Origin of the sequence: Sorangium sp. So ce131 (assembly GCF_051519095.1) — a bacterium.
GTDB lineage: Bacteria > Myxococcota_A > Polyangia > Polyangiales > Polyangiaceae > Sorangium.
Genome location: NZ_CP150455.1, coordinates 12,710,962 through 12,725,579 on the forward strand (window position 1 = coordinate 12,710,962; position 14,618 = coordinate 12,725,579).

Annotated in this window: 4 protein-coding genes; all 4 read left to right on the forward strand. The window is 75.5% G+C overall.

Going from position 1 to position 14,618, the window contains the following annotated elements; genetic code table 11:
• Positions 1–77 precede the first annotated feature (77 nt).
• The 4 genes from WMF43_RS46285 to WMF43_RS46300 are packed head-to-tail and all read left to right on the forward strand — an operon-like array spanning position 78 to position 14,600.
• Positions 78–5,582, forward strand: coding sequence for an amino acid adenylation domain-containing protein (locus WMF43_RS46285; RefSeq protein ID WP_437675091.1), 5,505 nt, complete (start codon positions 78–80; stop codon positions 5,580–5,582).
• Entirely contained in the window at positions 5,579–10,387 is a 4,809-nt protein-coding gene (locus WMF43_RS46290) for a type I polyketide synthase (protein ID WP_437675093.1), read from the forward strand. Before WMF43_RS46285 ends, WMF43_RS46290 begins: the two co-directional genes overlap by 4 nt.
• Entirely contained in the window at positions 10,384–12,126 is a 1,743-nt protein-coding gene (locus WMF43_RS46295; RefSeq protein ID WP_437675095.1) for a cyclic peptide export ABC transporter, read from the forward strand. The genes WMF43_RS46290 and WMF43_RS46295 overlap by 4 nt, the downstream gene beginning before the upstream one ends.
• A gap of 8 nt (positions 12,127–12,134) precedes the next feature.
• On the forward strand, positions 12,135–14,600 hold the full coding sequence (locus tag WMF43_RS46300; protein ID WP_437675097.1) for a penicillin acylase family protein: 2,466 nt from the start codon (positions 12,135–12,137) through the stop codon (positions 14,598–14,600).
• The last annotated feature ends 18 nt before the right edge of the window (positions 14,601–14,618 follow it).

Genomic DNA, 14,618 nt, shown 5'->3' on the forward strand with positions numbered 1-14,618 from the left:
GTTCGCGGGGCGAACGCCAGCTGCACGCGCCGGCTTCGTAAGCCGCCTTTCTTTTCGATTCGAGGGCTGAGGAAGTGATGGAACCGAACCGATCACATCCGCGCGCGATCCACGGTCGCGCGGCGTCCGATCCCGCCACGCTGGTCGCGCTGCTCCAGCGCCGCGCGGAGCAGCGCCCGACCGCGCACGCCTACACCTTCCTGCTCGATGGGGAGCTCGACGCCCGCTCGATGACCTACGGCGAGCTGGATCGGCGCGCGCGCGCGATCGCCGCGTCGCTCGGCCCGCACGCGCCGGCAGGGGAGCGCGCGCTCATCCTGGTTCCGCCCGGCCTCGACTTCATCGCTGCGTTCTTCGGCTGCCTCTACGCGGGGTGCATCGCCGTGCCGGTCCCGCTGCCGCAGCGCAAGCGCGGGTTGCTTCGTGTTCTGGCGATCGCGCGCGACTGCCGCCCTCGCGTCGTCCTCACCACCGAGCTGTTCCTGGCCGCCGTGGAGCAGCTCCGTGAGGACCCGAGCCTCGCCGAGCTGAGCGCGCTCCGCTGCCTCGCCGTCGACAACCTCCCTGACGGCCTGGAAGGAGGCTTTTGCCCGCCGCGCGTGACCGACGCGACCGTGGCGTTCCTCCAGTACACCTCGGGCTCGACCGGCGCGCCCAAGGGCGTGGTGCTCACGCACGGCAACCTGCTGTGCAACGAGCTCATGATCCAGCGCGCCTTCGGGCACACCGAGGAGAGCGTGATCGTCGGGTGGCTGCCGCCGCACCACGACATGGGGCTCATCGGGAACATCTTGCAGCCGCTCTACATGGGCGTGCCGTGCGTCCAGCTCGCGCCCGAGCACTTCCTGATGAGGCCCTATCGCTGGCTGGCCGCGATCTCGCGTTACCGCGCCACGACCAGCGGCGGACCGAACTTCGCCTACGAGCTCTGCGTCAGCAAGATCCCCCCGGAGCAGCGCGCCGACCTCGATCTCCGCTCGTGGAAGGTGGCCTTCAACGGGGCCGAGCCCGTCCGGGCCGCGACGCTCGACCGCTTCGCGGACGCGTTCGCGCCGTCGGGGTTCCGGCGCGACGTGTTCTATCCCTGCTACGGGCTGGCCGAGGCGACGCTGCTCGTCACCGGCGGCGCGCCGGAAGCGCCGCCCGTCGTGCGCGCCGTCGACCGGGCCGCGCTCGAGCAGGGCCGCGCGGTGTTCGATCCGCTCGACCCGCTCGACCCGCTCGGCCCGCGCGATCCGGAAGCCGGCCTCGCGCTCGTCGGATGCGGCCGATCCCCGGCCGGCGAGCAGGTCGCGATCGTCGACCCCGAGACGCGAGCGCCCTGCGCCGACGAGCGCGTCGGCGAGATCTGGGTGGCCGGGCCGAGCGTCGCTCAGGGCTACTGGGAGCGGCCGGAGGACACGGCGTCGACCTTCGGCGCCAGGCTCTCCACCGGAGAAGGGCCTTATCTCCGGACCGGCGATCTCGGGTTCCTGTCGGCCGGCGAGCTCTATGTGACCGGCCGGCTCAAGGACCTGATCATCGTCCGCGGCCGCAACCTCTATCCGCAGGACATCGAGCTCACCGCCGAGCAGAGCCACCCGGGCCTGCGCGCCGGCGGCGGCGCGGCGTTCTCGGTGGACCTCGACGGCGAGGAGCGCCTCGTCGTCGTCCAGGAGCTCAGCCGGCGCGCGTCCGCGGACCTCGCGGACGTGGCCGCGGCGGTCCGCGCCGCGGTGGCGGATCGGCACGAGGTCACGCCGCACGAGGTCGTGCTCATCAAGCCGGGCAGCCTGCCGCGGACCACGAGCGGGAAGGTGCAGCGGAAAGAGTGCCGCGCGCGGCTCCTCGACGGCTCCCTGGAGGTCGTCTGGCGATCGCCGCTCGACGGGAGCGCGCCCGCCGGGGCCGACGGGAGCGCGCCGGCCCCGGCCGACGACCCGCCGCAGACGGCGCTGGAGACGGCGCTCTCGGCCATCTGGGCGGAGGTGCTCGGCCGGGCGCGGGTCGGCCGCCGCGACGAGTTCCTGAGCCTGGGCGGCGACACGCTGCGGGCCATGCAGGTGAGCGCCCGCGTGAGCGAGGCCCTGAGCGTCGATGTGGGCCCGGCGCAGCTCTTCGAGTCGACCACGGTCGCGGCGCTCGCGGCCTGGATCGAGGCCCGGCGGCGCGGCGCGCCCGAGACCGGATCCGCTGCCTCTGCCGCGCCGTTCGCGCCGCTCGCGCCCGCCACCCGGCCGGAGCACGTGCCGCTGTCGTTCGTGCAGGAGCGGCTGTGGTTCCTCGACCAGCTGGTCGCCGGCGCCCCCGTCTACCACGTCGCGGCCGCCGTGCGCTTCGCCGGCGCGCTCGATCCGAGGGCGCTGGAGCAGGCGCTGACCGCGATCACGGCCCGCCACGAGGCCCTGCGCACCCGCTTCCCGTCCGTCGGCCGGCAGCCCGTTCAAGAGATCCTCCCGGCCGCGCCCGTCGCGCTGCACCCGCGCGATCTGAGCGACCGCCCCGAGCGAGAGCGCGCCGCCCTCCTCCGCGCGATCCTCCAGGACGAGGCCCGGCGGCCGTTCGATCTGGCCGAGGCGCCGCCCGTGCGCTGGACGCTCGTCCGCGTGAGCGATCGCGAGCACGTGCTCGCGCTCACCTGCCACCACCTCACCACGGACGGCTGGTCGATGGCCGTCCTCCTGCGCGAGATCGTCGCGCTGTACGGCGCCTTCGCCGCAGGCGGCGCCCCGGCGCTCGCGCCCTTGCCGCTCCAGTACGCCGATCATGCGTTGTGGCAGCGGGCCCAGGACGGGGCGGGCGCGTACCACAACGAGCTCGCCTACTGGCGCGAGCGGCTCGAGCGGCCCGTCGCGCCGCTCGATCTCCCCGCCGACAGGCCGCGGCCCCCCGTCCAGACGTACGCCGGCGCGCGCGAGGAGCTCGCGCTTCGGCCGGACCTCGTGGAGCGGCTCGCCGCGCTCGGGCGGCGCGAGGGCGCCACGCTGTTCGCGACCCTGGCGGCAGGGCTGTTCGTCCTGCTCCACCGCTACACCGGCCAGACGGATCTCTGCGTCGGCGCGCCCGTCGCTGCGCGCCCGCGGGTCGCCCTGGAGGGCGTCGTCGGCTGCTTCATCAACACGCTGGCCCTGCGCGTCGACCTGTCCGGCAATCCCCGCCTCACGGACGTGCTCGCGCGCGTCCGCGCCGCGATCGCGGAGGCGCAGGCGCACCAGAACGTGCCGTTCGAGCGGGTGCTCCAGGCCTTGCCGCTCGCGCGCGACCTCGGCCGCTCGCCGCTGTTCCAGGTCATGTTCTCGATGCAGCCGCCGCTGCCGCCCACGCCGGCGCTGCCCGACCTCGCGATCGCCGCCGAGCAGCTGGACACCGGCACGGCCCAGTTCGACCTCGCGCTCGACGTCGTCTCCGACGGCCGCGACGGCCGCGGCGCCCGGGCCGCGTGGGAGTACAACACCGACCTCTTCGACGCCGCGACGATCCGCCGGCTGACCGAGCACCTCGGCGTCGTCCTCGAGTCGATGGCCGCGCGGCCCGACGCCCGGCTCGGCGAGCTCTCGCTGCTCGGCGCGAGCGACCCTCTCCTGTCGCCAGGGCAGCCGGAGCGGGTGGCCGCGCCCTCCGCGTGTGTCCACGCGCTCTTCGAGGCGGAGGCCGCCCGCCGCCCCACCGCCGTCGCCCTGATCCACGGGGACGAGCAGCTCACGTACGCGGCCGTCGACGAGCGGGCGAGCCGGCTCGCGCACCACCTCCGGCGGCTCGGCGTCGGCCCGGAGACGCGGGTCGGCGTCTGCCTCGATCGATCGGCGGATCTCGTGGTCAGCGTGCTGGCCGTGCTCAAGGCGGGCGGCGCCTACGTGCCGCTCGACCCCACACACCCCCCGGACCGGCTCCGCTTCCAGCTCGCCGACGCCGCGGTCGCCGTGCTGATCACGCGGAGCGCGCCGAGCGAGCGCCTCCCGGCCACGTCCGCCGCCGTCGTCTGCCTGGATCGCGACGCGGACGTGATCGCCGCCTCCCCCGCCCGGCTCGATCCAGCGCCCGCGCGGAGCCTCGATCACCTCGCTTACGTGCTTTACACGTCCGGCTCCACCGGGCGCCCGAAGGGCGTCATGGTGACGCACCGGACGCTCGCCAGCGCCTTTGCCGCCTGGCGAGAGGTCTATCGGCTCCCCGCGGAGGAGCTGCGCGTCCTCCAGCTCGCGAATCCGGCGTTCGATGTGTGGACCGCCGACTGGGTGCGCGCGTTGTGCTCGGGCGGGACGCTCGTGGTGGCGCCGCACGAGGCCGCGCTGGATCCCGCCGCGCTCTCCTCGCTGCTCCGCCGCGAGCGCGTCACCGTGGTGGACCTGGTCCCGGCGCTGCTCAAGCTGCTCCTCGCGCAGTGGGACCGCGATGGGGAGGGGACAGAGGGGGAGGGGACAGAGGGGGAGGGGACAGAGGGGGAGGGGACAGAGGGGGAGGGGACAGCAGGAGAGGGGACAGGGAGCCTCCGGCTGCTCATCGTGGGATCGGATGCGTGGTCGATGCGCGATTATGCGCGGCTGCGCGCGCGGTGCGCCCCGCACACACGCATCCTGAGTTGTTATGGCGTGACCGAGGCGACGATCGACAGCGCCTGGTTCGAGGGCGCTCCCCCGGCCGCTTCCTCTCCCGAAGCGCTGGTCCCCCTGGGGCGCGCCTTCCCGGGCACGCGGCTCCACGTGCTGGATCGGTACGGTCAGCCGCTGCCGGTCGGCGTGCCCGGCGAGCTTTGGATCGGCGGCGCGGGCGTGGCGCGCGGGTACTGGCAGAAGCCGGGCCTGACGGCGGAGCGGTTCACCCCCGACCCCTTCAGCGGTGAACCCGGCGCCCGGCTCTACCGGACGGGCGATCGGGCCCGCCGGCTCCCGGACGGGACGCTGGAGTTCCTCGGGCGCGTCGATCATCAGGTGAAGCTGCGCGGGCTGCGCGTCGAGCTCACGGAGATCGAGGCGTGCCTGCGGCTCCACCCCGACCTCCGCGACGCGGCCGTCGCCCTCAAGGGCGGTCCGGATCGCGACCGGCGGCTCGTGGGCTACCTGGTGCCGGCGCCGGATCGCGCGCCCCGGAGCGACGCCGTGAGGCAGTTCCTCCGCGAGCACCTGCCCGAGGTGATGATCCCGTCCGCGTTCATGGCGCTCGACGCGCTGCCGCTCAACCCGAACGGCAAGGTGGATCGGGAGGCGCTGCCGCTCCCCGAGGAGCAGGGCGAGGTGTCGGCCAGCGCGGCCACGCCGCCGCGGACCGAGCTCGAGCGCACGATCGCCGCGGTCTGGCAGGAAGTCCTGCTGGCCTCGCGGATCGGCGTCGAGGACAACTTCTTCGACCTGGGCGGCCATTCGCTCCTGGTCGCGCGGGTCCGGACCCGCCTGCGCGAGCAGCTGAACCGCGAGGTCGCGATGCTGGACCTGTTCAAACACCCCACCATCGCGTCGCTCGCGGCCGCCCTGAGCGCGGGCCCGGAGGCCGAGCCCGCGCGCCGCGCCGACGAGGACGAGCGGGATCGCGAGCGCGCCCGGGCGGCGCAGCGGCGGCGCGGGGAGCTGCTCGCGCGGCGGCGCGGCGGCGTGGAGAGCAAGAAATGACGACCCAGGGCAGCAGCGAGGCCCGTCCCGGGCTGGACATCGCGATCATCGGAATGGCCGGCCGGTTCCCGGGCGCGCGCGACGTGGACACGTTCTGGCGCAACCTCTGCGCAGGTGTCGAGTCGGTCACCGTGTTGACCGACGACGAGCTCCGGGAGGCCGGCGTCGAGCCGGCGCTGATGGCGCGACCGGATTACGTGAGGACCCGGGCGGTGCTCGACGACATCGACCTGTTCGACGCCGAGCTCTTCGGGTTCACGCCCCGCGAGGCCGCCGCGCTGGATCCGCAACACCGCCTGTTCCTCGAGTGCGCGTGGGAGGCGTTCGAGAACGCCGGAATCGACCCCGAGCGCGCGGGAGGGCGGGTCGGGGTCTACGCGGGATCGAGCCTGAACGACTACCTGTTTCACCTGTTCCCGGGCGGCGCGCGCCTGGAGTCGGCCGCGGACATCGCGGCGCTGCTCGCGCTGGACAAGGACTTCCTGACCACGCGCGTCTCGTACAAGCTGAACCTGGAGGGGCCGAGCATCGCCGTGCAGACGGCCTGCTCGACGTCGCTCGTGGCGCTGCACCTCGCCTGCCAGGGCTTGCTGAGCGGCGACTGCGACCTGGCCCTCGCGGGCGGCGTCTCGATCAGCATCCCGCAGAAGGTCGGCTATCTGTACCAGGAAGGCGCGATCGGCTCGCCCGACGGCCACTGCCGGGCGTTCGACGCGGAGGCCCGGGGCACGGTCGCCGGCAGCGGCGTCGGGGTGGTGCTCCTCAAGCGGCTCGAGGACGCGCTGGCGGATCGGGACGCGATCGTCGCGGTGATCAAGGGGTCGGCGGTCAACAACGACGGTCGGGCCAAGGTCGGCTACACCGCGCCTCGCGTCGAGGGGCAGGCGAGCGCCATCCGCGCCGCCCACGTGGCCGCGGGGGTGGACGCGGGCTCGATCACCTACGTGGAGGCGCACGGCACCGGCACGCCGCTCGGCGATCCGATCGAGATCGCCGCGCTGACCGAGGCGTTCCGGGCGAGCAGCGACCGGAAGGGCTTTTGCGCGGTCGGATCGGTGAAGACGAACATCGGGCACCTGGACGCGGCCGCGGGCGTCGCGGGGCTGATCAAGGCGGCGCTCTCGCTGGCGCACCGCCGCATCCCGCCGAGCTTGCATTTCCGCGAGCAGAACCCCGCCATCGACTTCGCCAGCAGCCCCTTTTACGTGGCCACCGAGCTCGCGGAGTGGGCGCCTTCCGAGTCGCCCCGTCGCGCCGGGGTGAGCTCCTTTGGGTTGGGCGGCACCAACGCCCACGTCGTGCTCGAGGAGGCGCCGCCCGTGCCGGCGGCGGAGGACGCGGGGCGCCCGTGCGAGCTGCTCGTGCTGTCGGCCCGGTCGAGCGCGTCGCTCGAGCGCCTCACCGACGCGCTCGCGCAGCACCTCGAGGCGCGTGTGGACCTCGACCTGGCCGACGTCGCGCACACGCTGCAGCTCGGCCGCCGCGCCTTCGCGCACCGGCGCGCCGTGGCGTGCCGCACGCGCGAGGAGGCCGCGCGCGCGCTCCGGGACCGCGGCGGCGCGGTGCGCTCGGGCGGGCCCGCGGCGGCCGGACCGCGGCCGGTCGTGTTCCTGTTCCCGGGGCAGGGCGCGCAGCACCCCGACATGGCGCGCGCGCTCTACGAGACCGAGCCGGTGTTCCGGGCCGAGGTCGACGCCTGCGCCGAGCTCCTTCGGCCCCACCTCGGCGAGGACCTCCGGGCGCTGCTGTTCCCCGCGCCCGAGCGCCTCGAGCAGGCCGCGGCGCGCCTCGACCACACGTCGATGACCCAGCCGGCCCTCTTCGTGGTCGAGTACGCGCTCGCCCGGCTGTGGATGGGCTGGGGCCTCGTGCCCGACGCGATGCTCGGACACAGCGTCGGCGAGCTCGTGGCCGCCTGCGTGGCCGGGTGCCTGTCGCTCGACGACGCCCTCGCGCTGGTCGCCGCCCGCGGGCGGCTGATGGAGGCAACGCCGGAAGGCGCGATGCTCGCGGTGTCGGCGCCGGAAGGCGAGATCGCCGCGTGGCTCGGCGACGACATCGCCCTCGCCGCGATTAATGCGTCGCGTCAATGCGTGTTGTCCGGCGGGGTGGCGGCGATCCGCCGGGTGGAGCGCGAGATCGCGGCGCGCGGGCTGGACACACGCCGGGTGCGCATGGCGCGGGCTTTCCACTCCCACCTGATGGAGGGGGCGCTGGAGGGATTCCGGGAGGTCGCGGCGCGGGTTGCGCTGCGCGTGCCGCGGATCCCGTGGGTGTCGAACGTCACGGGGACGTGGATCACGGCGGCTGAGGCGCAGGATCCCGGCTACTGGGCGCGGCACGTCCGGGGCACGGTCCGTTTCGCCGACGGCGTGAGGACCCTGGCGGCCCAGCCGGAGCGGATCCTGCTCGAGGTCGGGCCGGGGCAGACGTTGACCGCGCTGTGCCGGCAGCTGGCCGCGGGGTCGCTCGCGGTGCCGTCGCTGCCCGCGGCGCGCGACGCCTGGGGCCCGGGCGCGGCGAGCGCGACCCTGCTGGATGCCGTCGGGCAGCTCTGGGTGGCCGGCGCCGCCGTGGACTGGGCGGGCCTGCAGGCCGGGCGACAGCGGCGGCGCGTCGCGCTGCCCGCAACCCCGTTCGAGCGGAAGCGCTACTGGGTGGATCGGCCCGCCGCCCCAGGAAGTGCGGTCCCGGCGCGCGCCCAGGTTGGACCGACCCAGGTTGGACCGACCCAGGTTGAGGTCCGACCGACCCAGGTTGAGGTCCGGCCCACCCAGGTTGGGCGCTCCGACGCAACGTTTACCGCCTCAACGGATCTGTCCCGCGCCTTCTACATCCCGTCGTGGAAGCGCGCCCCCCTGGCGCCGGTCGCGCCGCCGACCGAGGACGTCCACTGGCTCGTCTTCGTCGACGACGAGGAGCTCGGCCTCCGCGTCCTCGCCCGGCTCGAGAGCACCGGCCAGCGGGTCACCCGGGTCCGGACCGGCCACCGCTTCGAGCGCGCCGCGGCGAGCGTGTTCGCCCTCCGCCCGGATCAGCCCGACGACTACGCCGCGCTGGCCCGGGAGCTCGGCGCGGCCGCCGCGCGGCCCACGCGGATCGTGCACGCCTTCAGCCTCGCCGACGCCGCCGGGGCGCAGCTCGGCCCGGAGACGTTCCGGGACGCCCAGCGCCGCGGCGCCCTGAGCCTGCTCTGGCTCTCGCGCATGCTGGGCCGGCAGCCGGAAGGCGCCAGCCTGATCGCGCTCGCCAGCGGCCTGCACGACCTCACCGGCCGGGAGACCCTCCGCCCCGAGCACGCGCCGCTGCTCGGCGTCTGCCGGAGCGTCTCGCTGGAGTACCCGCACGTCAGCTGCCGCGTGCTCGACCTCGATGCCACCGCGCCCGCCGCGCCCGGCGCGCCCGTCGCCGCCGAGGCCGAGCGGCTCGTCGACCACATCCTCGCCGAAGCGCACGCCGCGCCCGGCGAGCCCGTCGCCGCCTACCGCGGCCCCCACCGCTGGGCGCCGACCGTCGAGCCCTTCCCGCTCGAGGCGGCGCCCGCCGCGCCGCGGCTGCTGCGCGAGCGCGGCGTCTACCTGATCACCGGCGGCCTCGGCGGCATCGGCCTGGCGGTCGCCGACTACCTCGCGCGCACCGCGCGCGCCCGGCTGCTCCTCGTCGGCCGCTCCTCGCCGACCGACGCCCAGCGCCGGCAGATCGAGGCGCTCGAGCGCGCCGGTGCCGAGGTGCTGACGCTCCGCGCCGACGTCGCCGACCGGGCCGGCATGCGCGCCGCGCTGGGCGAGGCGCTCGACCGTTTCGGCGTCCTGCACGGCGTCATCCACGCCGCCGGCGTCGCGGAGGGCGGCCTCATCGAGCGCCTCACCGCGGCCGCCCTGGAGGCGGATCTCGCCCCGAAGGCGCTCGGCGCCCTGGTGCTCGACGAGATCGCCCGCGAGTGCCGCGCGGACTTCGTCCTGCTCTGCTCCTCGACCACCGCGCTGAGCGGCGGCCTCGCGCGCGCCGGGTACGCGGCCGCGAACGCGTTCCTCGACGCGTTCGCGCACGCCTCGGCGCGGAGCGCGGGGCCGTACACGGTGTCGGTGAACCTCGACCGCTGGCGCGAGGTCGGCATGGCGGCCCGCGCCGAGGCGCGCCTCCTGGCCCTGGGCATCGACGGCGTGACGCCGGGCGGCGGCCTGAGCCCGGCGGAGGGCCAGCAGGTCTTCCACCACGTCCTCGGCCAGGCGGCGCTGCCGCAGGTCGTCGTCTCGGTCCGCCCGCTCCATGGCCTGCCCAGCGACGACGAGGGCGCCGCCCTGGCCCGGCAGCTCGGCGCCGGCGCCGCCCGCAGCGCCGCCCCGGGCCCCGGCGGCGACGCCTCCGCCGGGAGCGCGCGTGAGCGCCCGCCGCCCGGCGACGCCGCCGCGGAGATCGCCGCGATCTGGGCGCGGGCGTTCGGCTTCGATCGCGTCGACCCGCAGCAGGACTTCTTCGCGCTCGGCGGCGAGTCGCTCCTCGCCCTGCAGATCCTGAACCGCGTGCGCGACACGTTCCAGGTGGAGCTCTCGCTCCGCGACTTCTTCGAGCGGCCGACCGTCGCGGCGCTCGCGGAGCGCGTCGATCACGCGCTCGCCGCGCTCACCACGCTCGCGGGGCGCGCCCCGCAGCCGGCAGGGCAGCCGCCCGCGGGCCCGGAGCCGGCGCTGATCGCGCTGCCGCGGACCGCGCGGCGGCTCCCCGGCGCCGACGGCACGCGCGCCCCGGCGAGCCCGGACGACGGCGCGGGCGAGCAGAGCGGCTCGAGGGGGAAGGGGAGATGAACATGCTCGGTTTCCTGGTGCGCCGCGACGTCCGGCTCCTCTCGCTCGCCGTCGCCGCCGGCGTGATCAGCGGGCTCACCGGCGCCGGCGTGATCGCGCTCGTCGAGGAGGCGCTCTCCGCCGAGGGCCGCCCGTCCGCGGCGCTCGCGTGGGCCTTCGTGGGGCTCGGCGCGCTCGGCGTGCTGAGCAAGGCCGTCTCCCAGGTGCTGCTCACGCGGCTGGGACAGGCCATGATCGCGGAGCTGCGCGCGCAGATCGCCCGGCGCATCCTCGAGGCGCCGCTGCGCCGGATCGAGGAGCTCGGCGCCCACCGCCTGCTGGCGGCGCTGAGCGACGATCCGACCGCCATCGCGCAGGCCTACGTCTACCTGCCCTTCGTCTGCGTCAACGTCGCCACCGTCCTCGGCTGCCTGGCCTACATCGGCCGGATCTCGTGGTGGGCGCTCGCGGTCGTGCTGGGCGCCATGGCGGTCGGCGCCCTGCTCTTCCGCGCGCACGAGGACCGCGCGCTCCGCTCCTTCTCGCGCGCCCGCGAGACGAACGACGCCCTCTTCCAGCACTTCCGCGGGCTCACCGTGGGGGTCAAGGAGCTCAAGATGCACGGCGGGCGCGGGCGGGCGTTCCTGTCGGACGTGCTCGGGCGCAGCGTCGCCACGTACCAGCGGGAGTTCGTCGCGGGCACGACCGAGTACGCGGTCGCGATGGGCTGGGGGACGCTGCTCTTTTACGCCGTCCTCGGGCTCGCCGTGTTCGTCCTTCCGGGCTGGGCAGGGCTGACCGCGCCCGCCGTCACCGGCGTGGTGCTGGCGATGCTCTTCCTGATGACGCCGTTCGCGCAGACCATCGAGTTCCTGCCGGCGTTCGCGCGGGCCAGCATCGCGCTCGGCAAGGTGAACGAGCTCGGGCTCTCGCTCTCGCCGGAGGTCGACGCGCCGGGGGCGGCGGAGGCGCAGGCGCCCGCACCAGAGCCGCGCCGCGCCTTCCGCGCCGGCGGCCCGGAGGGCGCGGCCCCGGGCGCGTGGACGCGCCTCGAGCTCGTCGGCGTCACGCACCAGTATTACCGCGAGAAGGAAGACGGGAACTTCCAGCTCGGCCCGATCGATCTGTCCTTCCAGCCCGGCGAGCTCGTGTTCCTCGTGGGCGGCAACGGGAGCGGCAAGACGACGCTCGCGAAGCTGCTGCTCGGCCTCTATGCGCCCGAGACCGGCGAGATCCGGCTCGACGGCGTGCCCGTCGACGACACGAACCGGGAGCAGTACCGGCAGCTCTTCTCGGTCGTCTTCGCGGACTACCACCTCTTCGATCACCTGCTCGGGCTGACCGGCCCCGATCTCGACGAGCGCGCGCGGCGCTACCTCGAGCGGCTGGCGCTCGACACCCGGGTGCGCGTCGAGCAGGGCGCCCTGCGCGTGAGCGGGCTGTCCCAGGGCCAGCAGAAGCGCCTCGCCCTGCTCACCGCCTGCCTCGAGGATCGCCCGTTCTACGTCTTCGACGAGTGGGCCTCCGACCAGGACCCGCAGTTCCGGAGGGTCTTTTACACGGAGCTTTTGCCCGAGCTGCGCGCCCAGGGAAAGACCGCGCTCGTCATCACCCACGACGACCAGTACTTCGGCGTCGCCGATCGCTGCGTGCGGCTCGATTACGGCCGCCTGACGCAGGCGCCGAGGCCCTCCGCAAGCGGCGGCGCGGCGCCGCGGGCGGCGCGCGAGGCCGTGACGGCGGCGGAGCAAGGGGCATGAGGCGGCCGATGCGTTCGCTCCGTTCCGCTCGTTCCCTCGTCACGTCGGCGCTCGTCTCGCTCCTGGCCGCCGGCTGCGCTCAGCCGGGCGCTGCGCCGGCCCCCGCGGCCCCGGCGGCGCGTGAGGCCCGCGAGGCTGGCGCGGCGGCGCGCGAGGCCGGCGCGGCGACCCTGGCAGGCCTCGGCGCGGCGGTGACCGTCGCGTCGGACGGCCTGGGGATCCCCACGATCCAGGCTGCCTCGCGGCAGGACGCCTTCCGCGCCCTCGGGTACGTCGCCGCGCGCGACCGGCTGTTCCAGATGGACCTGCTCCGCCGGAGCAGCGCCGGGCGGCTCGCCGAGATCCTCGGGCGCGATCTCGTGGAGGCCGACACCCGGCAGCGGCTTCTCGGCGTCCCGCGGGCCGCGTCGGCGATCCTGGCGCGCCTCCCCGAGGCCCAGCGCGCCGCGCTCGAGGCGTATGCCGAGGGGGTCAACGCCTACCTCCGGAGCGCGGCGTCGCTGCCGCTCGAGATCGGCCAGCTCGGGTATCGGCCCGAGCCGTGGCGGTCGGAGGACAGCGTGCTCGTCGTGCTGGAGATGTTCCGGACCCTCGCGTTCAGCGAGGAAGAGGAGCGGACGCGCACGGTCCTGACCCACACCTTGCCCCCGCGCGTGGTGTCGTTCCTGTTCGAAGGCGCCGATCCCTACACGAGCGCGCTGCTCGGCGCGCAGGCAGGCGCGCTGCCGCCCTTGCCGGCCGAGGAGCTGCGCGCGCTCGTGGCGCGCAGCCGCGGCGACCGCTCCGCCAGCGCCGGCGTGCTCGGCGCCGGCGGCGTGCTCGGCGGCGTGCTCAGCGCCGCCGCCGGCGAGGCGCCCGTCGGCTCGAACGGCTGGGTCGTGGCCGGCCAGCGGACGCGGGACGGCCGCGCGCTCCTCGCGAACGACATGCACCTCGAGCTCGGCGCGCCCAACCTCTGGTACCGCGCGGAGCTCCGCTACGGCGACACGGCGGTCGCCGGCGTCGTGATGCCCGGCGTGCCGATGATGATCGTGGGCACGAACCGCCACGTCGCCTGGGGGCTGACCAGCCTCGACGGCGACGTGATGGACCTCGTGCGGCTCGACGTGAGCCCCGCGCGCCCGGACGAGTACCGGACGCCGTCCGGCTGGCGGCGGTTCGAGGTCGCCGAGGAGACGATCAAGGTCCGCGGCGAGCCCGACGTCCCCGTCGCGATGCGCGCCACGATCTGGGGACCGGTCGCGCCGCGGCCGCTGCTCGGCCGCCCGGTCGCGGTGCGCTGGGCGGCGCTCGATCCCGAGGCGGTCGACGTCGGGCTCCTCGACATGGACGCCGCGCGGACCGTCGACGAGGCCGTCGCGGTGGCGACGCGCGCCGGTGGGCCGGGGTGCAACGTCCTGCTCGCCGACCGGCGCGGCCGCATCGCCTGGACGGTCACCGGGCGCATGCCCCGGCGCCGCGGGCTCGACGGCTCCGTCAGCGTCTCCTGGGCCGACGGGCGCGCGGGCTGGGACGGCTACCTGCCCCCCGCGTCGCTCCCGCGCGTCGTCGATCCGCCGTCCGGGTACCTCGTCAACGCCAACCAGCGCATGCCGCTCGCCGGCGGCGCGCCCGGCGCGCCAGGCGCGCCCGCGCTCGGCCGCGATTACGCGAACGGCTACCGCGCCTACCGCATCACCGAGCGCTTGCGCGCCGCGCGCCCGGTCGCCGAGGCGGACCTGTTCCAGCTCCAGCTCGACACGCAGGCCGACTTCTACGGCTTCTACCGCGACCTCGCCCTGCGCGTGCTCGGCGGCGAGGCCGCGCAGCGGCGGCCGGCGCTCGCCGAGGCGCGGCGCGCGGTGGCGGCGTGGGACGGCCGCGCGGACGTGTCCAGCGTCGGCCTCGCGCTGCTCGTGCGGTTCCGGCGCGCGCTCGCCGACGAGGTGTTCGCCGCGTGGCTCGGCGCGAGCCGCGCCGCGGAGCCGGACCAGGAGCTCGCGCTGACGGACATCGACACGCCGCTCCAGCGCGCGCTCGCCGAGCGGTCGCCCGATCTCGTGCCCGCGCCCGCGGGCGGCTGGGACGCCTTCGTCCTCGCGGCCCTCGAGCGCGCCGCGGACGACGTGAAGCGGCAGCGCGGCGGGCGCCCCCTCGACCAGATCGCGTGGGGCGCGGTCAGCCGGGTGCAGATCGCGCACCCGCTCGGCGCGATCCCGGAGCTCGGCGCCCTCCTCAACATGCCCGACGAGCCGCTCGCGGGCTGCGGCTTCTGCGTGCGCATGGCGAGCGGCGCGCTCGGCGCGAGCGAGCGGCTCGTCGTCTCCCCGGGGCGCGAGGCGGACGGGATCCTGCACATGCCGGCCGGGCAGTCGGGCGACCCGCGCTCACCCCATTACCGCGATCAGCAGCGCGCCTGGGTGGACGGCCGCCCGCTGCCGCTCCTGGCAGGTCCGGCCGTGAGCACGCTCAGGCTCGTCCCCGACCGCCCGTGACATCGCTCATCCCATCTC